This is a genomic window from Pseudomonas abietaniphila (assembly GCF_900100795.1).
In the GTDB taxonomy this organism is placed as follows: Bacteria; Pseudomonadota; Gammaproteobacteria; order Pseudomonadales; family Pseudomonadaceae; genus Aquipseudomonas; species Aquipseudomonas abietaniphila.
In genome coordinates, this window is record NZ_FNCO01000009.1 from 142,423 (window position 1) to 160,863 (window position 18,441).

General features: G+C 61.6%; 16 protein-coding genes. 11 read left to right on the forward strand and 5 right to left on the reverse strand.

What is annotated here, in order from left to right:
- Nucleotides 1-8: 8 nt before the first annotated feature.
- A complete protein-coding gene (locus BLS87_RS18375; protein ID WP_074754219.1) occupies nt 9-611 on the reverse strand; it encodes a TetR/AcrR family transcriptional regulator in 603 nt (200 codons plus the stop codon).
- A gap of 187 nt (nt 612-798) precedes the next feature.
- Here BLS87_RS18375 and BLS87_RS18380 point away from each other — a divergent pair, with 187 nt between their 5' ends.
- From BLS87_RS18380 to argE, 3 genes are all read left to right on the forward strand, one after another.
- On the forward strand, nt 799-2,181 hold the full coding sequence (locus tag BLS87_RS18380; RefSeq protein ID WP_074754221.1) for an aspartate aminotransferase family protein: 1,383 nt from the start codon (nt 799-801) through the stop codon (nt 2,179-2,181).
- 173 nt (nt 2,182-2,354) lie between these two features.
- Nucleotides 2,355-3,029, forward strand: a complete 675-nt coding sequence (locus tag BLS87_RS18385; RefSeq protein WP_074754222.1) for a DUF1028 domain-containing protein — start codon at nt 2,355-2,357, stop codon at nt 3,027-3,029.
- 45 nt (nt 3,030-3,074) lie between these two features.
- Nucleotides 3,075-4,238 (forward strand): acetylornithine deacetylase, encoded by a 1,164-nt coding sequence (argE, locus tag BLS87_RS18390; RefSeq protein WP_074754224.1) that lies wholly within the window; start codon nt 3,075-3,077, stop codon nt 4,236-4,238.
- Between the two features lie 148 nt (nt 4,239-4,386).
- Here argE and BLS87_RS18395 read toward each other — a convergent pair whose 3' ends face one another.
- A complete protein-coding gene (locus tag BLS87_RS18395) occupies nt 4,387-5,298 on the reverse strand; it encodes a LysR family transcriptional regulator (protein ID WP_074754226.1) in 912 nt (303 codons plus the stop codon).
- 240 nt (nt 5,299-5,538) lie between these two features.
- On the opposite strand from BLS87_RS18395, the gene BLS87_RS18400 reads away from it, so the two are divergent.
- The 7 genes from BLS87_RS18400 to BLS87_RS18430 all read left to right on the forward strand — a co-directional run bounded on the left by BLS87_RS18400 (nt 5,539) and on the right by BLS87_RS18430 (nt 14,094).
- Nucleotides 5,539-7,062 carry an aldehyde dehydrogenase gene (locus BLS87_RS18400; RefSeq protein WP_425262233.1) on the forward strand — a complete coding sequence of 508 codons (1,524 nt, stop codon included), beginning with the start codon at nt 5,539-5,541 and terminating at the stop codon, nt 7,060-7,062.
- A gap of 30 nt (nt 7,063-7,092) precedes the next feature.
- Nucleotides 7,093-8,493: a purine-cytosine permease family protein gene (locus tag BLS87_RS18405; RefSeq protein WP_074754230.1), complete on the forward strand. Its 1,401-nt coding sequence runs from the start codon at nt 7,093-7,095 to the stop codon at nt 8,491-8,493.
- Nucleotides 8,490-10,160, forward strand: coding sequence for a GMC family oxidoreductase (locus BLS87_RS18410; protein ID WP_074754232.1), 1,671 nt, complete (start codon nt 8,490-8,492; stop codon nt 10,158-10,160). Before BLS87_RS18405 ends, BLS87_RS18410 begins: the two co-directional genes overlap by 4 nt.
- A 333-nt stretch (nt 10,161-10,493) precedes the next feature.
- Nucleotides 10,494-11,480, forward strand: a complete 987-nt coding sequence (locus BLS87_RS18415) for an ABC transporter substrate-binding protein (RefSeq protein ID WP_074754234.1) — start codon at nt 10,494-10,496, stop codon at nt 11,478-11,480.
- A 13-nt stretch (nt 11,481-11,493) separates the two neighbouring features.
- Nucleotides 11,494-12,297 carry an ABC transporter permease gene (locus tag BLS87_RS18420; protein WP_074754236.1) on the forward strand — a complete coding sequence of 268 codons (804 nt, stop codon included), beginning with the start codon at nt 11,494-11,496 and terminating at the stop codon, nt 12,295-12,297.
- Entirely contained in the window at nt 12,285-13,121 is an 837-nt protein-coding gene (locus BLS87_RS18425) for an ABC transporter ATP-binding protein (RefSeq protein WP_074754238.1), read from the forward strand. Before BLS87_RS18420 ends, BLS87_RS18425 begins: the two co-directional genes overlap by 13 nt.
- Nucleotides 13,122-13,185: 64 nt before the next feature.
- Complete coding sequence (locus BLS87_RS18430; protein WP_279616218.1) at nt 13,186-14,094, forward strand: NAD(P)-dependent oxidoreductase; 909 nt, start codon at nt 13,186-13,188, stop codon at nt 14,092-14,094.
- A 593-nt stretch (nt 14,095-14,687) separates the two neighbouring features.
- On the opposite strand, the gene BLS87_RS18435 is transcribed toward BLS87_RS18430, so the two are convergent.
- Entirely contained in the window at nt 14,688-15,617 is a 930-nt protein-coding gene (locus BLS87_RS18435; protein WP_074754242.1) for a LysR family transcriptional regulator, read from the reverse strand.
- A gap of 148 nt (nt 15,618-15,765) precedes the next feature.
- Between BLS87_RS18435 and BLS87_RS18440 the strand changes: the two genes are divergently transcribed.
- Nucleotides 15,766-16,893, forward strand: coding sequence for an alkene reductase (locus BLS87_RS18440; RefSeq protein ID WP_074754244.1), 1,128 nt, complete (start codon nt 15,766-15,768; stop codon nt 16,891-16,893).
- A 52-nt stretch (nt 16,894-16,945) separates the two neighbouring features.
- On the opposite strand, the gene BLS87_RS18445 is transcribed toward BLS87_RS18440, so the two are convergent.
- Together BLS87_RS18445 and BLS87_RS18450 are read right to left on the reverse strand one after the other, a co-directional pair.
- The gene (locus tag BLS87_RS18445) at nt 16,946-17,485 is read right to left on the reverse strand and encodes a cytochrome P460 family protein (protein WP_074754246.1); all 540 of its coding nucleotides are present in this window, start codon (nt 17,483-17,485) and stop codon (nt 16,946-16,948) included.
- 227 nt (nt 17,486-17,712) lie between these two features.
- Nucleotides 17,713-18,426, reverse strand: a complete 714-nt coding sequence (locus tag BLS87_RS18450; RefSeq protein ID WP_074754248.1) for a GntR family transcriptional regulator — start codon at nt 18,424-18,426, stop codon at nt 17,713-17,715.
- Nucleotides 18,427-18,441 lie beyond the last annotated feature (15 nt).

Genomic DNA, 18,441 nt, shown 5'->3' on the forward strand with positions numbered 1-18,441 from the left:
GGCGCTGCTCAGCTCAACATGCCGTGGCACATCAGGCCCAGTACGCTGCGCATATGTGCGGCATGAGCCTCGCGATCCGGCACGGCTTCGGTGGCCAGTCGGATAAACGCCAGGTTGGCGTACTGGTTGAACAACGTGGCGGCCACGTCGATATCGACCGAGTCGCGCACTTTGCCCTGCGTTTGAAAATGCAGGAGCAGTGCCTTGGCTTCTTCGACCACGGCGGCATTCCACGGATGGAACGCCTGGGCCAGTTCGCCGGTAAACAGAAACGGCGCCAGCTCACGCCATAATGACGCGGGCATGGCGCGCAACTGGTAGCGGGTCATCAGCCCTTCAAGCTCGCACAGGGCGTCGAGGGGGTCGGTGTTTTCATCCAGGTTGGCCCGCGCCTCGCGCATCGCCTGTTCGTCCGGCGCTTTGAGCAGCGCCAGCAGGATTTCCTGCTTGCCACCGAAGTAATTCACGACGGTGGGGGCTGAAACCCCAGCTTCGTTAGCGATGTGTTCCAGTGTGGTCGCGCCGAAGCCATTGGCCTTGAACAACGTCAATGCCGCGTCCGCGATCAGCTGTCGGCGTTGTTCCTTCTGCCGTTCTCTAAGCCCTGTCATGTTGCCCCTGAGGTGGATGTGCAGTGCTGCCCAGATTACGGGCGTATGTTTTTCCCAACAAATATTTTCTTTACAAAATATTTTTAGATGACAAAACTTATTGCCAACGAAGCCCCGGCCACCCCGCCCCGCCCACTGGAAAACCGTGATCGCAGGGGCTGGGCGCCATCGACCCTGGAGACGCGACATGTCCATCAGCCCCGAGACCTCCCGCACCACCACTGACTACCAGGCCGCCGATGCCGCCCACCACATTCATGCATTCGTCGACCAGAAGGCGCTCAACGCGGAGGGCCCGCGGGTGATGGTCAAAGGCGACCGGCTGGCGCTGTGGGACAACGACGGCAAGCGGTATCTGGATGGCATGTCAGGGTTGTGGTGCACCAACCTGGGTTACGGACGCAAAGACCTGGCCGCTGCCGCCAGCGCGCAACTGGAGCAACTGCCCTACTACAACATGTTCTTCCACACGACCCACCCGGCGGTGATCGAGCTGTCCGAGCTGCTGTTCAGCCTGCTGCCCGACCATTACAGCCACGCGATCTACACCAACTCAGGCTCCGAAGCCAACGAGGTGCTGATCCGCACCGTGCGCAAGTTCTGGCAGGTCATGGGCAAGCCGGAGAAGAAAGTCATGATCGGGCGCTGGAACGGGTACCACGGCTCGACCCTGGCGGCGACTGCGCTGGGCGGCATGAAATTCATGCACGAAATGGGCGGTACGATTCCGGATGTCGCGCACATCGACGAGCCTTACTGGTTTGCCCATGAAGGCGATCTAAGCCCCGAAGCCTTCGGGCTGCGCGCGGCTCGCCAACTGGAAGAGAAGATTCTCGAACTGGGCGCGGACACCGTGGCTGCCTTCGTTGCCGAACCGTTCCAGGGTGCGGGCGGGATGATCATTCCTCCCTCGACCTACTGGCCGGAAATTCAGCGTATTTGCCGCAAGTACGACGTGCTGCTGTGTGCCGACGAGGTGATCGGCGGGTTCGGTCGCACCGGCGAATGGTTCGCGCATCAAACCTTCGGTTTCGAGCCCGACACCCTGTCGATCGCCAAAGGCCTGACCTCGGGTTACATCCCCATGGGCGGCTTGATCCTGTCGCGGCGCATGGCCGAAGCGCTGGTGGAAAAAGGCGGTGTATTCGCCCACGGTCTGACCTACTCCGGGCACCCCGTCGCCGCCGCCGTGGCGATTGCCAACCTCAAGGCACTGCGCGACGAAGGCGTGGTCACTCAAGTGAAGACCGACACAGGCCCTTACCTGCAGAACTGCCTGCGCGAAGTCTTCGGCAACCATCCGCTGGTGGGCGAGGTTCAAGGCGTCGGGCTGGTCGCCGCGCTGCAATTCGCCGAGGACAAAGCAACGCGCAAACGCTTCGCCAACGAGAACGACATCGCCTGGCGCTGCCGCACCCTGGGTTTTGAAGAAGGCATCATCATTCGCTCCACGCTGGGCCGCATGATCATGGCGCCCGCGCTGGTCGCCACACGCTTGGAGCTGGACGAACTGGTGGACAAGACCCGCATTGCCGTGGACCGCACCGCCCGCGAGTACGGCCGGCTGTAAAACGCCGTGAGGCACTGGCACGCTTTTTCGTAATCAGGCTCCACAAAAAACCTCGTTTCGCCAACCGCAACCCATGGACAGAATGCAGTCATGTCCCATCCACGCCCGGGCAGCGTCAAGCACGCTCGCCGGGCGCCGGATGGCGGGTCAGGACGAAACAGGACGAACACACCATGACGTTTTCAATCGTCGGCCGTTGCGCCGAAACCGGACAACTGGGCATCGCCATCAGCTCTTCCAGCATTGCGGTAGGCGCGCGTTGCCCCTGGTTGCGCCCCGGCGTCGGCGCGGTCGCCACCCAGAACATCACCCTCCCCGCGCTGGGCCCGCACGTGCTCGATCAACTGGAACAAGGCCTGTCCCCTGCCCAAGCGCTGGACAAGGCCCTGACCAGCAACGGCTACAGCCAGTTTCGGCAGTTGACCGCCATCGACCACCTCGGCCAGACCGCCCATTTCAGCGGCAGTGAAACCCTTGGTACACACAACGCGTTAGCGGGTGAACAGTGCGTGGGCGCCGGCAACATGCTGGCCGATCGTGCCGTCATCGAAACGCTGGTGCACACCTTCGAAAACAGCGGCGGTCAACTCGCAGACCGGCTGATCGCCGCGATGCAGGCGGCGGTCGCGGCCGGCGGCGAAGCAGGTCCTGTACACTCGGCTGCCTTGGTGGTGGTCGGCGAACTGACCTGGCCGATCGTCGATCTGCGCGTGGACTGGGCCGATGAGGACCCGATCGGTCAACTCGCACAACTATGGACCGACTATCGCCCTCAACTGCAGGACTACATCACCCGCGCCCTCGACCCGACCAAAGCGCCGAGCTATGGCGTTCCCGGTGATGAGTGAAACGGTAATCCATCACGCGCTTATGAACCCCGCAAGGATCAACGTATGAGCAAAAGCCGGGAATTGCTGGCCGCACTGGTCGGATTCGACACCACCAGCCGTGAGTCGAACCTGCAATTGATCGAGTTCGTTCGCGACTACCTCGCCCAGCTCGACGTGCCCTGTGAACTGATCTACAACGCCGAGCGCAGCAAGGCCAACCTCTTCGCCACCCTGGGCCCGGCGGATCGCCCGGGCATCGTGCTGTCCGGCCACACCGACGTGGTGCCGGTGGACGGTCAGCCATGGAGCGTACCGCCGTTTGAACTGAGCGAACATGACGGCAAGCTGTTCGGGCGTGGCACGGCGGACATGAAAGGCTACATAGCCTGTGTATTGGCGGCGGTGCCGGGCCTGCTGGCTGCATCCTTGACGATACCGGTGCACATCGCCCTGTCCTATGACGAGGAAGTCGGCTGCCTCGGGGTGCGTTCATTGTTGGCCGAGCTTGAACAGCGACCGGTCAAACCGCTGTTGTGCATCATTGGCGAACCCACCGAACTCAAGCCCGTGCTGGGCCACAAGGGCAAGCTGGCCATGCGTTGCGATGTGCACGGCGCAGCCTGTCATTCGGCGTATGCGCCGCAGGGTGTGAACGCCATCGAATACGCCGCCGAGCTCATCGGCGAGCTGGGACGCATCGGCACGACGCTGCGCGCCGTGGATCTGCACGATCCGCGCTTCGACCCACCCTTCACCACGGTGCAGACCGGTGTGATCACCGGCGGCAAGGCGCTGAACATCGTGCCCGCCGACTGCCGCTTCGATTTCGAAGTGCGGGCATTGCCTGCCCATGATCCCCTTGAAGTCGCTCAACGATTGCAGCAGTACGCCAAAGACCAGGTGCTGCCGCGCATGCAGGCGGTCAACCCGGACAGCGATATCCGCTTCTCCGCGCTCTCAGCCTATCCGGGCCTGGTGACCGATGAGAAAAGCCAGGCCGCACGGTTGATCGCGCAGTTCTGCGGATCGGAAGAATTCACCACCGTGGCGTTTGGGACCGAAGGTGGCTTGTTCGATGCCATCGGCATCCCCACCGTGGTGTGTGGGCCGGGAAGCATGGATCAGGGGCACAAGCCGGATGAGTTTGTCAGCGTCGAGCAGTTGGAGGCCTGTGACGCGATGTTGCGTCGGATGATCGAAGCCTTGCGAACGGGACTGCACCGATAACAACGGGGGGCATGTTCCCCTGTGGGAGCGAATTCATTCGCGAAAACTCGTCCAGTCGATACCCTTTCGCCTGCACTGGCCAATCGCGAATGAATTCGCTCCCACAGCGAATCAGCGGCAGGCTTATTTATTACCCTTATTACCCTTATTACCCTTCTTTCGGCGCCAACTCCTCCCGGCAATGATCCACGAACAACTGCGCCGGTTTGGTCAATTGCGAACGGCGCAGCCAGGCAGCGGACAGCCCTGAACCGGTGACCTGCTCGGCCAGCGGCACGCACACCAGCTTCTGCCCGTCGTAGGTGTATTCGGACTTCGGTCGGGTCACCAGAATCGAAAAACCGAACCCGCGACCCACCATGCCGCGGACCATCTCGATCGACGGCGAGCTGAACTGGATGTGCGGGGTCAGTCCGCGCTCCTCGAAGATGCTCACGAAATAGGTCCGGCTGGGTTGTACATCCAGCAGCACCATCGGTTCGAGCACCAGATCGTTCAGCGAAACCTTGGCCTGGCTGGCAAAGCGATGCCCCTCGGGCAATAGCGCATAGGGCTGTTGCGGCGCCATCAGCGGCACGGTGTCGATGGTGCTGTCCAGATCGTGCTCATACAGAATCGCCAGATCGATACTGCCCGACGTCAGGGCCTGCACCAGTTCCTGCTGCTCGCCATCGCGGATGCGAATTTCCACGCCCGGCCAGCGATCCCGAAACCCGGCGATCAAGCGTGGCAGGTACAGCGGCGCGACCGTCTCGAAACAGCCGATGTCGATCTGACCGGCCACGACATCGTTGTCCGCCAGGGCGTTCTGCTCGAACTCGTGCGCCACCCGCAGCAACTCTTGCGCCTTGCGGTAGAAGCGCGCGCCGCTGGGCGTCAACGACACACCCTGCGCGTGATGCCGAATGAACAGCTGCACGGCAAAGCTTTCTTCCAGGTGTTTGATGGCGGTAGAGACCGAAGGCTGTGCGATGTAGAGCTTGCGCGACGCTTCGGCCACGCTGCCGCACTCCACCGTGGTGACGAAATACTTGAGTTGTCGCAGGTTGTACGCGGCCATTGCTACCTCGAAATCGGTGAACTGTCAGACCAGATCTTGCGCGTTATTCTGCGGCGTTCCCAGCGCAGGAGAAACAAGCAATTTCCTGCCCATTGAAGCTAAAAAAACTGACCTTAAAACGGTGCGCAGACGCACCGCAAAGGTGCGTTATTGGTGAGTTTTTTTATCGACAGCGAACACATTTTTACTCATTTCCTGACCTCTCCACATCGCCCACTATCGGCACCATTGATCGTGAACATGGCCCGCAGAGGCCATCCAGGAGTGTGTGCAGTGACGGACTTTAACCACTGGCAACAGCGTGCCGGACATCAACGCTTCATCGACGCGGCGCTGATCGCCGGCCGTCCTCATCAGGCCCGCAACGGCGAAACCTTCGCCGTCATCAACCCCGCCACCAACGCCGTGTTGGCCAACGTGACGGCCTGCTCGGAGACGGAGGTCGACCTGGCCGTGAGCGTCGCCCGGAGAAGCTTTGAAAGCGGCCCGTGGCCGCGCATGCAGCCCAAGGAACGCAAGGCGATCCTGTTGCGCTTGTCCGAGCTGATCCTGGCTCACCGCGAAGAACTGGCACTGCTTGACTCACTGAGCATGGGCAAACCGGTGATGGACGCGTACAGCATCGATGTGCCCGGCGCCGCCCACGTATTCGCCTGGTACGCCGAAAGCCTGGACAAGCTGTATGACCAGGTCGCACCCACCGGCCCCGGAACACTGGCGACCATCACCCGGGTGCCGTTGGGCGTGATTGCCGCCGTGGTGCCATGGAACTTCCCGCTGGACATGGCCGCCTGGAAACTCGCGCCTGCCCTCGCCGCCGGTAACAGCGTGATCCTCAAGCCCGCCGAACAATCACCGTTTTCGGCGTTACGTCTGGCCGAACTGGCCCTGGAAGCCGGTGTTCCCGAGGGCGTTTTCAATGTGGTCACCGGGCTGGGTGAACAGGCCGGGCGCGCGCTGGGGCTGCACCCGGACGTCGATGCACTGGCCTTCACCGGCTCGACGCAGGTCGGCAAGTACTTCATGCAATACGCGGCGCAGTCCAACCTCAAGCAAGTGTGGCTGGAGTGCGGCGGCAAGAGTCCGAACCTGGTGTTCGCCGACTGCCAGGACCTCGACTTGGCCGCCGAGAAAGCCGCCTTTGGCATCTTCTTCAATCAAGGTGAAGTGTGCTCGGCCAACTCACGGTTGCTGGTGCAGCGGTCGATTCATGATGCGTTCGTCGAGCGCCTGATCGAGCAAGCACGACACTGGCAGCCCGGCGACCCGCTGAACCCGGCAACCCGAATGGGTGCGATCGTAGACGCGAACCAGGCCGCGCGGGTGATGGAATACATCAACCAGGCCAGTGCCAGCGGTGCCCGGTTGGTCGCAGGCGGCGACCGGGTCTTGATCAACGGCTCGAACAATTTCATTCAGCCCACGCTGTTCACCCACGTCACCCCGGACATGGGTTTGTCCCGCGAGGAGGTGTTCGGCCCGGTTCTTGCGATCACCCCGTTCGACACCGAGGACGAGGCGGTGCACATGGCCAACGACCATATCTATGGATTGGCTGCCTCCGTGTGGAGCGATGACCTCAATCGCGCGCACCGCGTCGCCAGTCGCTTGAACGCCGGCACCGTCTCGGTCAACACCGTGGACGCCCTGGACGTGACCGTTCCGTTCGGTGGTGGCAAGCAGTCCGGGTTCGGACGCGACCTGTCGCTGCACTCATTCGACAAATACACCCAACTGAAAACCACCTGGTTTCAGTTGCGCTGAGTCGTCGCCCCATTACTTGAGTAAATAGCCATGAACCACAACGACCCTGGCGTCGCCACCCTCGAATTGAGCACCATCCAGCCCATTGCACCTGATCAGCGCCATGGCCGCGCGCGTGATCTGTTCACGATCTGGTTCGGCTCCAACATCATGCTGCTGACCGTCGTCACCGGCGCCCTGGCCGTCACGGTGTTCAAGCTGCCGTTCATCGCCGCCATGGTCGCGTTGGTGCTCGGCAACCTGATCGGCGGGATCTTCATGGCCCTGCACTCGGCCCAGGGGCCGCAACTGGGCGTACCGCAGATGGTCCAGACCCGCGGCCAGTTCGGCTCCTACGGCTCGCTGTTGGTGGTCGCCCTGGTGGTGATCATGTACCTGGGTTTCTTCGCCTCCAATCTGGTGCTCGGCGGGCAATCGCTGCACAGCCGCTACGCGATGTTCAGCACCAACCAGGGCATCGTGCTGGTCGGTCTGATCAGCGTGGTGGCGACCGTGTTTGGCTATCGCCTGATTCATGCTTACACCCGGCTGATGTCCTACCTGTCCGGGGCCATCCTGCTGCTGTGCTTTGTCTGGATCATCGCGGTACACGGCCTGCCCGCAGACTTCCTGCAGCGCAACGACATGAACCTCGCGGGCTTTCTCGGCACCCTGTCGATTGCGGCGCTGTGGCAACTGGCGTACGCGCCTTACGTGTCGGATTACTCCCGTTACATGCCCGCTGACACCGGCGGCAAAGCGGCCTTCTGGTCCAGCTACTGGGGTTGCTGCCTGGGTTCGATTCTGCCGATGGCCCTGGGCGTGATCGTCGGCCTGTGCGTGGAAGGCGACATCATCGGTGGATTGATCGAAATGACCGGCAGCATCGCCACGCTGGTGGTGGCGGTGTTCTCCATCGGTATCGCCGCCACCAACGCCATGAACCTGTATTGCGGCACGCTCTCGGCCATTACCGTCGGCCAGACGCTGGTGCCCAAATGGTCGGCAGGCGCCCTCTCCCGCGCCATCACGGCATTGGTGCTGTTCTCGATTTCCCTGACGCTCGCCCTGTTTGGGCAGGACGACTTCATGGCCAACTACACCAACTTCATTCTGTTGTTGCTGTACGTGCTCGTGCCGTGGACCGCCATCAACCTGGTGGATTACTACCTGGTCGCCCACGGCAGCTACGACGTGGCTTCGTTTTTCCGACGCGACGGCGGCATCTACGGTTACTTCAACTGGACGGCGGTCGGCTGCTACGTGCTGGGCATCCTGGTGCAGATCCCGTTCATGGCCACCGAGCTGTACACCGGGGTCATTGCCAAAGCCATGGGCGGCGCCGACGTATCGTGGATCGTCGGCCTGGTGGTGATCTCGCCGATCTACTACCTCGCCAGCCGCCGTCGCAGCCGCAAGCCCTCAGTGGGCGCACTCGGGAGAAACGCATGAAAACCGATTACGACTACATCATCGTCGGCGCCGGTTCGTCCGGCTGCGTGCTGGCGAATCGTCTGAGCGCCGACCCTGCCGTGAGCGTCTGTTTGATCGAAGCGGGCAGCCACGACAAGAGCCTGCGCATCCAGACACCGGCCGGGACCATCACGCTGTACAAGAGCAAAAAATACAGCTGGAACTTCTTTTCCGCCCCGCAGAAAAACCTCAACGGTCGCAGCCTGCACACCCCGCGCGGTAAAGCATTGGGTGGCTCAAGCTCGATGAACAGCATGATCTACATCCGCGGTCACGCCAGCGATTACGATCGCTGGGCGCAGGCCGGCTGCCCCGGTTGGGACTGGATTAGCGTGCTGCCCTACTTCAAGAAATCCGAGAACAACCGGCTTGGCCAGGACCCACGCCTGCATGGCACCACCGGCGAATTGAACGTGGAAGCTGCGCGTGATCCCAACCCGGTGTCGCGGCTGTTCGTGAAGGCCGCGCAACAGGTAGGCATTCGCCGCAACGATGATTTCAACGGCGACCAGCTGGAAGGCTGCGGCCTCTACAACCTCACGCAGAAAGACGCCAGACGCCTGTCGAGTTACCGCGCGTTTGTCGCACCGGTGCTCGACCGCCCCAACCTGACCGTGATCACCGACTGCTCGGTGCAGTCACTGGTGATTGAGGATCGGGTGACCCGAGGTGTAAGGGTCGAATCCGAGGGTGAGCAGACCACCCTGACTGCCCGTCGTGAAGTGATTCTGTCGGCGGGTTCGCTGGGCAGTCCGAGCCTGCTGCTGGCGTCGGGGATCGGGCCAGCGAACGACCTGACGAACGCCGGCATCCAGCTCGAGCATGACCTGCCCGGCGTCGGCAAGAACCTGCAGGACCACCTCGACGGCCTGATCACCGTGCGCTCGAAAAGCCCGCTGACCCTGGGCTTTTCGTTGGGCTCACTGCCGAGCATCCTGACCTCGCCGCTGCGTTATCTGTTCGGCAAAAAAGGCTGGCTGACCACCAATTACGTCGAGGCCGGTGGCTTTGCCCGCACGCCGCTGGCAGAGACGTTGCCCGATGTGCAGTTTCACTTCGTGCCGGGTTATCGCAGCCATCGCGGCCGGCTGTTCGAATGGGGCCATGGCTACGCGGTCCACACCTGCGTGCTGCGTCCCAAAAGCATTGGCGAAATACGCCTGGGTCGCGACGGCAAACCCGTGATCGATTTCAACTTCCTCGCCGATCCCCAAGACGCCAAGGTGCTGATCGAAGGCCTGAAACTGGCGCGCAGGATCCTGGCCGATCCGCAGTTCGATGGCATCCGCGGCACCGAGATGCTTCCCGGCAAGCAGGTGCAGACCGACGAGCAACTGATGACCTATGTGCGTGAATGCGCCGCGACCGTGTTCCACCCGGTTGGCACCTGCAAGATGGGCGTCGACCCGATGAGCGTCGTGGGGCCGGACCTTAAGGTGCACGGCGTGCAAGGCTTGCGGGTGGTCGACGCATCGATCATGCCGACACTGATCAGCGGCAACACCAATGCGCCCTGCATCATGATCGGGGAAAAAGCGGCGGATATGATCCTCAACAGAAACACCCGGCCTTATGAGAGCCAGCTTGCTCGCCAAGAGACCGGAACCACCCCCACCTCTCCGGCGGCTGAAACTCAGTCTTCGTGAGCAAGCTCACTCCCACAGTAGCGTGGGACACGACGCCCTGCGGGCAGAATAGAAGCCACTAGACAGCCTCACCAAAACGCCGCTTTCCTGCACTAGGAAGCGGCGTTTTTTGTGCGCCTGCCCCAGCTTCGAACACCTTTTCCCACCCCAGTTTTTTCCTCGTCAGGGACCACATATTTACTAATTTTCGTATCCCGCGACATCGGCCAACATCAACCTCGCCCCACAGAGGCAAAAGGTCCGTCAGAGGCCACGAGCGGTTCAAGTTTTGGCGTCTAGCCCCACTGCCCCGAGACAACGTCGAATTAAAAAACCACCATCCGGGAGTGTTCCATGATCAAGTCTTTCGTATCGCGCTGTGTGCGTCCGCTGGCCCTGACTGCACTGGCGGCCGGCATCGCCAGCGGCGCTCAGGCCGGCACCCTGTCCATCGGGCACACCACCTGGGTAGGTTACGGCACCCTGTACCTGGCCAAGGACCTGGGTTACTTCAAGGACAACGGCCTGACCGTCGAATTGCCGACCATCGAAGAAGCCTCGATGTACATGGCGGCTCAGGCCTCGGGCAAGCTGTCCGGCTCCGCTTCGACCCTGGATGAAATCCTCAAGTACCGTCCGCAGTTCTGCTTCAAGGCGGTCGCCGCGCTCGACGAAAGCCACGGCGGCGACGGCGTGCTGGTCAGCAAGGACATCAACAACCTGCAGGACCTCAAAGGCAAGGCAGTCGCGGTCAACGAAGGTTCGGTTTCGCAGTTCTGGCTCAACTACCTGCTCAAAAACGCCGGCATGAAGATGAGCGACCTGACCATCCAGAACATGACCGCTGACGATGCGGCCACTGCGTTCATTGCCGGTCGTGTACCGGCCGCCGTGACCTGGGAACCGCACCTGACCACCGTGCGCAACAAGCAACAAGGCAAAGTGCTCGTCGACAGCAGCACGACACCCGGCGTGATCGTCGATGTCGTGGCCCTCAGCTGCGATGTGGTCGACAAGCAACAGGCTGACGTCAAGGCACTGGTCGCAGGCCTGTACAAAGCCGTGCAGTACACCAAGGACCATCCGAAAGAAGCCTACGCAATCATGGCCAAAGGCGTCGGTGGTTACCTGGCCGACCCGGCTGAACTGGAAGCCGCGGCCAAAGGGGTGCGCTTCTACGACCAGGCCATGAGCGAAAAACTGCTCGGCAGCAACGGCAGCACCGGCGACGCCGCCGCAGTGATCAAACTGGCGAACGAAACCGCCAGCGAGTTGCAGGGCAAACCGTACAACGTCAGCTACAGCGACCTGATCGACAACCGTTTCATCAGCCCGAAATAAACAGGAGCACGTCATGTCCAAGCGCAATTCGTGGCTGAACCGTTGCCTCACGCCCAAGACCAGCTTGCCGATCCAGGTGATCTGGAGCGCCAGCGGTCTGGCCTGGGCGCTGTTGATCGGCCTGTGGGCTTTTCTTTCCTACGGCGGCGTGGTGCCGGCGATGTTCCTGCCAACGCCCGGTGCGGTCTTCGATGCTGCGATGCGCCTGGCCCGTGACGGCACCCTCGGCCCGCATGTGTGGGCCAGCGTCGAAGTGGTGATGGTCGGTTTCGTGATCTCTTCAGTGGTCGCGGTGCCGATCGGTTTGATGATGGGCAGCTTCCGTGTCGTGCAAGCCTTCCTGGAGCCGCTGGTCAACTTCATCCGCTACCTGCCGGTCACCTCGTTCGTTCCGCTGTTCATCCTGTGGATCGGCATTGGCCTGGAACAGCGTGTGTCGATCATCATCTTCGGCGTGTTCTTCCAGCAGCTGGTGATGATCGCCGACGTGTCCAAGGGCATTTCCAAGGACCTGATCAACGCCTCCTACACCCTGGGCTCCAGCCGCGCCGACGCCGTGTTGCATGTCATCGCACCGGCTTCGCTGCCCGGTGTGCTGGACACCCTGCGCGTGACCATGGGCTGGGCCTGGACCTACCTGGTGGTCGCCGAGCTGGTCGCAGCGTCCAGTGGCCTGGGTTACCTGAGCCTCAAGGCCATGCGTGGTTTTCAGGTGGACGTGATTTTCCTGGCGATCGCCGTCATCGGGCTGTTGGGCCTGATCACCGATCAACTGTTCCGATTTCTTCGCTTGAAGGTGGCCGCATGGGCTCAGTAACCGCAACCTCGCCGATTCAGCTACGCCCCGCTCCCGTGACAACGGCCGCCACGCCACGCCTGCGCGTCGACAACGTCACGTTGCAGTACAAGACACCCTCGGGCAGCACCTTCACGGCGCTGGACAAAGTGTCGTTCGATGTTCCCGATCAACAGTTTGCCGTGTTGGTCGGCCCGTCGGGCTGCGGCAAATCCAGCCTGCTGTACCTCACAGCCGGCCTGGCCGAACCGACGTCGGGTGACATCTACGTCGGCGGTCAACAAGTCGACGGCCCCGGCGCGGATCGCGGCATGGTGTTTCAGGGCTACACGCTGTTCCCGTGGCTGACCGTGCGCAAGAACATCGAATTCGGCCTCAAGCGCCGTGGCATGCCGGCGGCCGAACGCAAGGAAATCGTCGAGTTCTACCTGAACGAAGTGGGCCTGTCGCGCTTCGCCGACAACTACGCCAAGCAGCTGTCCGGCGGGATGATGCAGCGCGTGGCGATTGCCCGCGCCCTGGCCAACGACCCGCAGATCCTGCTGATGGACGAGCCGTTCGGCGCGCTCGACAGCCAGACGCGTCTGCAGATGCAGCAACTGCTGCTCAAGGTCTGGGAGCACAGCAAGAAGACCGTACTGTTCGTGACTCACGACATCGACGAGGCCATTCTGTTGGGCGATCGCATCTTCGTCATGGGCGCGCGTCCGGGCCGGATCAAGGAAGTGCTCGATGTGCCGATTAGCCGTCCGCGCAACCTGGACATGGTCATGGACCCGGAATTCATCCGCATGAAACGCAACATTTTCCATCTGTTGCATGACGGGCCGGAAGAACACCTATGACGCGATAGCACGTTCGTATCACTCCGTGTAACGCCATGCGGTGGTAGAGTCCTTCACCACACAGGTGACACTCATCACACCGCTCACGGGAGTACATCGGATGAAAATCGGTTTCTTGGGCCTGGGCAACATGGGTCAGGCCATCGCCGCCAATCTGCTGAAAGGCGAACATGAACTGCGGGTGTGGAACCGCTCGCCGCAGGCGTCCCAGCCGCTGGTCGAACTCGGCGCCAAGGCGGTGGCAGACCCCGCACAGGCGTTCGACGCCGACGTGGTGTTCAGCATGCTCGCCGATGACAAGGCGCTGCGCTCGGTGCTGCTGGATTCGGGCCTGCTCAAGCAACTCAAGGCGCCGCTGATTCACGTCAACCTGGCGACCATTGCCGTGACGTTTGCCGATGAGCTGGCCGAGCTGCACAAGGCTCAGGGCATCGACTACATCGCAGCGCCGGTGATGGGGCGGCCGAATGTCGCCGCTGCGGCTCAGCTGAATATTCTGGCGGCCGGGCCCGAACAGGCCATCGACACCGTTCAACCGCTGTTCGACCTGATCGGGCGCAAGACCTGGCGCCTCGGCGAGAAAGCCTCGGCCGCCAACGCGATGAAACTGGCGACGAACTTCCTGCTGGTGTCGGCGGTTGAAGCCATGAGCGAAGCCGCCGTGCTCGTCACCCGCCACGGCCTCAAATCAGCGGACCTTGTGGACCTGGTGTCGAACACCATCTTCACCGGCCCGGTGTATGCCGGCTACGGCGCGCTGATCGGGGAACGCCGCTACGAGCCCGCCGCATTCAAGGCCGTGCTGGGACTCAAGGACGTGGATCTGATCCTGGCGGCGGCCAGTCAGGTGTCGGTACAGATGCCGACCGCCGACATGATCCGCGCCAACCTGCAGGATGCCGTCGACCACGGCCAGGGTGAAATGGACCTTGCGGTCCTGGCCGAGGTCGCGGAGCGTCGTAACCCGGCGTGATGTGTGCCGATATCCCTGGGTAGTGCGGCATTCCGACGAATGCGGTGGATCAGGCGACACCATCTGTCACTGACCCACCGCATTAAACCAGTGGGAACCGGCTTGCTGGCGAATGCGGTGGGTCAGCGGCATTAATGCTGAATGAACCAACGCATTCGTCCGAAGTGCGGCCCATACCCTCGTAACCTCGGACGTCTCCTACAGAGACCGGGTCGATACACGAACCTATGTCCAGACCTCGGACCTGTGGGAGCGAGCGTGGTCTGGGCGGCATTCCGACGAATGCGGTGGATCAGGCGACGTCATCTGTCACTGACCCACCGCATTAAACCAGTGGGCCGGCTTGCTGGCGAATGCAGTACGTCAGCGACATTAATGCTGAATGAACCAACGCATTCGTCCGAAGTGCGGCCCATACCCTCGTAACCTCGGACGTCTCCTACAAGAACCGGGGTGATGCACAAACCTGTTACCAGACTTCAAAATTCGCGATCGCTGAGTATTTTGCGTCGAAGCTGAATTTTGTGGGAGCCGGCTTGCTGGCGAATGCGATGGGTCAGTCAACCTCATCGGCGACTGACCCTCCACACACCCTACCCCTCCAGATCATCCCAATACGGCGGCGAGCCGATTGCCTCCAGGAAGTACTCCCACACCGCGCGGGTCTTTTGCGAGCGCAGGCGGTTTTCCGGAGAGATCAGGTGGATCTGGCTCGGCACTTCTTCCACCGACCCACCCCAACAGGTCAACAGCCTGACCAGTTTCTTTTCCATGAAGCTGTCCTTGCTGAACAACCAGGTCGGGAAAAACACGATACCCCGACCGGCAAGCGCGGCCTCGACCAGCACTTGCGCGTTGTTGCTGCGAAGGGGGCCGGTGACGTCGATGATCTGGAGCTCATGACTTTCAGGGTGACGGAAATACCAGCGCTGCGCCCCGATGTTGCCTTTGTAGACAAGACAGCAGTGGTCTTTTAGGTCTTCCGGGGTTTGCGGCTCGCCGTACTTTTCGAGGTAAGCGGGACTCGCGCACACCACGAATTGCTGGTCGCACAACTTGCGCCCGATCAACCCGGAATCGCCCAGATGCCCAACCCGAAACACGATGTCCATGCCCTCCTGCACCGGGTCGATGTACAGGTCAGTGACCGACAATTCGACAGTCAGTTGCGGGTATCGCTCGTACAGGCCGTTCAACAGCTTGACGATATGCAGATGCCCCAGCGCAACCGGCGCGTTGATCCTTACCAGTCCGCGAACGGCACTGCCGGTGCCGGTGACTTCCTCATCGGCGGCATCCAGCAGCTCCAGCACTTCGCGGATCTGCAGGTAATAGCGCTCACCGGCATCGGTCAGCTTCACCGCGCGCGTATTGCGGTACAGCAGTTGTTGCCCGACCTCACGCTCAAGCGCAGCAATGAAGCGCGAGACCGATGACGCCGGAACCTGAAAGTGACGCGCGGTGGCAGAAAAGCTGCCGGTGACCGCGACCATCGCGAAAAATCTGTGGGCTTTGAGGTGCATGCAAGGCCTCGAACGAATTGCTGTAATCGCAATAGTATTTTGCCAATGCGGTGCATTGTGGCTGTTTTAGCAAGCTCCTACCATGGCGGCATCTTTTACGAAGACACCGCGATCACGCCTCGTCTTCTGCCACACGAGACTTCACCCCATGATCAATCTGTTTGAACCCTACGACCTCCACGGTCTGACCCTGAACAACCGCTTCGTCATGGCGCCAATGACCCGCTCCCGCGCGCCGGAAGACATCGCCACTGCCGAGATTGCTCTGCATTACACCCAGCGCGGCACCACCGGACTGATCGTTTCCGAAGGCACACCGATTTCCCGCGAAGGCCAGGGTTACCTGTTCAATCCGGGTATCTTCACCGAGGCGCAGATCAAGGGCTGGAAACTGGTGACCGACTCGGTGCGCAGCGTCGGCGGTCGCATGTTCGCTCAGCTGTGGCATGTGGGCCGTGTGTCCCACACATCGATTCAGGTAGACGGACAAGCCCCGGTGAGCGCCACAAACAGGCCCGCGCAAGGCGCGATTGCTTTTGGCTACGACGAAAGCGGCGAGCCCGGCTTCGTGGCGACTTCGGTGCCGCGTTCGCTGACCACCGAAGAAGTCGGTCGGGTCGTCGAAGACTTCGCCCAGGCGGCGCAAAACGCAATTGACGCAGGCTTCGATGGCGTGGAAATCCATGGTGCCAACGGCTACCTGATCGAGCAGTTCCTGAACCCGTTGGTCAACGACCGCACGGACCGTTACTCGGCAAAAGACCTGCAAGACCGTTTGCGCTTCGTGTTCGAGGTGGTGGATGCGGTCAGCGCCAGAATCGGTGCCAACCGGGTCGGCATTCGCATCTCGCCGTACGGTCAGCTGTTCGACATGCCGATCTACCCGGAAATCGACGAGACCTACTCGGCGCTGTGCGCAGGCATGAACCAGCGTGGCATCGCCTACGTCCATGTCATGGATCAATCGCACTTCTTCCTCGCGGGTGAAGATTCGGCGGCGCAGGAGCAGGCTCTGCGCACCCTGCTCACGCACTGCAAGGCCGAACTGGGTCAGACCGCGTTGATTCTTGCGGGGGACATGACGCTGGAGCGCGCTCAGGATCTGGTGGACGCCGGACTGATCGACCTCGCTGCCTTCGGCCAGCCATTCATCGCCAACCCCGACCTGGTGGCGCGTCTCAAGAACGGCTGGCCATTGACCACGCCGGACCGTGACACCTACTACGGTGGCGACGCAAAAGGCTACGTGGACTACCCGCCGTACGAACCCGCCTGACCCCGTTGCACGCCAGCAATGATGGGCCTTGATCGCAGAACATGAACGGCGATCAAGGCGCCCAGCGGGTGAATACCAGATCGTGGTCCTTGACCCTGGCCTGATGACAGCCGAGGCAGGTCTGGTGTTGTTTCTCGTCAACGGGCTGACCGTTGACGAAGCGCCCGAACCCCCAGCCTCCCGAATCCTTGTACTTGACCGAGTCCTTGACCATGAATTGCACCGTGGTCGCGGCACCCGGCACCGCCGCCGGTTCAAATTCCGGAGATTGCACGTGCTTCCAGGCCAGTTTGGTCAGGACGGTGCCGTCGGGAAATGGCAGCGTTCCTTCCTGATAAGCCTTGATGGCGATGTCGTTGCCCAGCACGGCGCGGATCTCGTTAAGCGGTGCGCCTTCGGTGGCGGGCGCGATCAGTTGCCACTGCCGGTAACCTTCCGGGATCGTCACGCCATAGATCGGCGATGCCTTCGCGTCATGATCACTGGCGGTTTGCGGGGGGCTGCTTTGCGGGCTTGTTTGCGCGAACACAAACGGCGCGGCAATGGCGGATGCCATAACGGCGGTGAGCAAACCGATGCGGGCACGCTTCATGAGCGGCGTCCTCTCTCTGGGTGAGGTGAGTGGCTAAGCCGCAACGGTACGCAGGCGATGTATCCAGGGTGTATCGACGAAGCGCGGTATTGCATGAACGTGTAAGCGCGCGCCCTGCGGATACGCTGCGATACAAACCTGCACACCGCCGTCAAGCGTCAGGTAATTGCTCCCTCGCCGAAGGGAGGGCCGGCAACGTCATGCAGACGCTTTGTCAGCTGCCGTGCTCAGGTGCCTGGCACGTTGCGCTGCCGCGCCGTATGCAGCCTGTGGAGGGTAATCTTGCGCACTTCCTGCTTGCTGATGTCGATGTGGTGTTTCAGCAGTTGCTGGGCCTGTTCGGTACGGCGTTGCAGGATCGCGTCGAGGATCTGCCCGTGCTCGGCATACGTCGCATCGATGCGCGGCGCCTGGGTGAAATCCAGACGCCGGATGATGCGGATCTTCTCGGTGATTTCGAAGTGCATGCGCGCCATCTCTGTGTTGCCTGCGGCCTCGACGAGCGCGCAGTGGAATCGCTCGTCCAGCGCGGACACCCGTGCGCCGTCCTGCACGCGTTCGACTTCTGTCACCAACCAGGTGTTTTTGAGTTCAGCGATCACCGGGTTGGAATGGATATCCATGTGTCCGAGACGCGCCACCGCCGCGCTTTCCAGCACAATTCGGACGTCGTAAAGCTCTTCGAAATACTGGAAGTCAAACGCTTTGACCTGCCAGCCGCTGCGGAAATACACCTGCAGATAACCTTCGCGTTCGAGCCTGTACAACGCCTGACGCACCGGCGTGCGACTGGCCTGGACACGCTCGGCCACCTCGCTTTCGCTAAAGCGATCACCCGGCAGCAATCGGAACTCGAAAATGTCGTCCTTGAGCTGCTGGTAGATCCGCTCGACCATGTTGTCCGGGCGTTCCTTGGGCTTTTGCGACGTTAGGATCTGCATGGTGTTGTCCGAGCG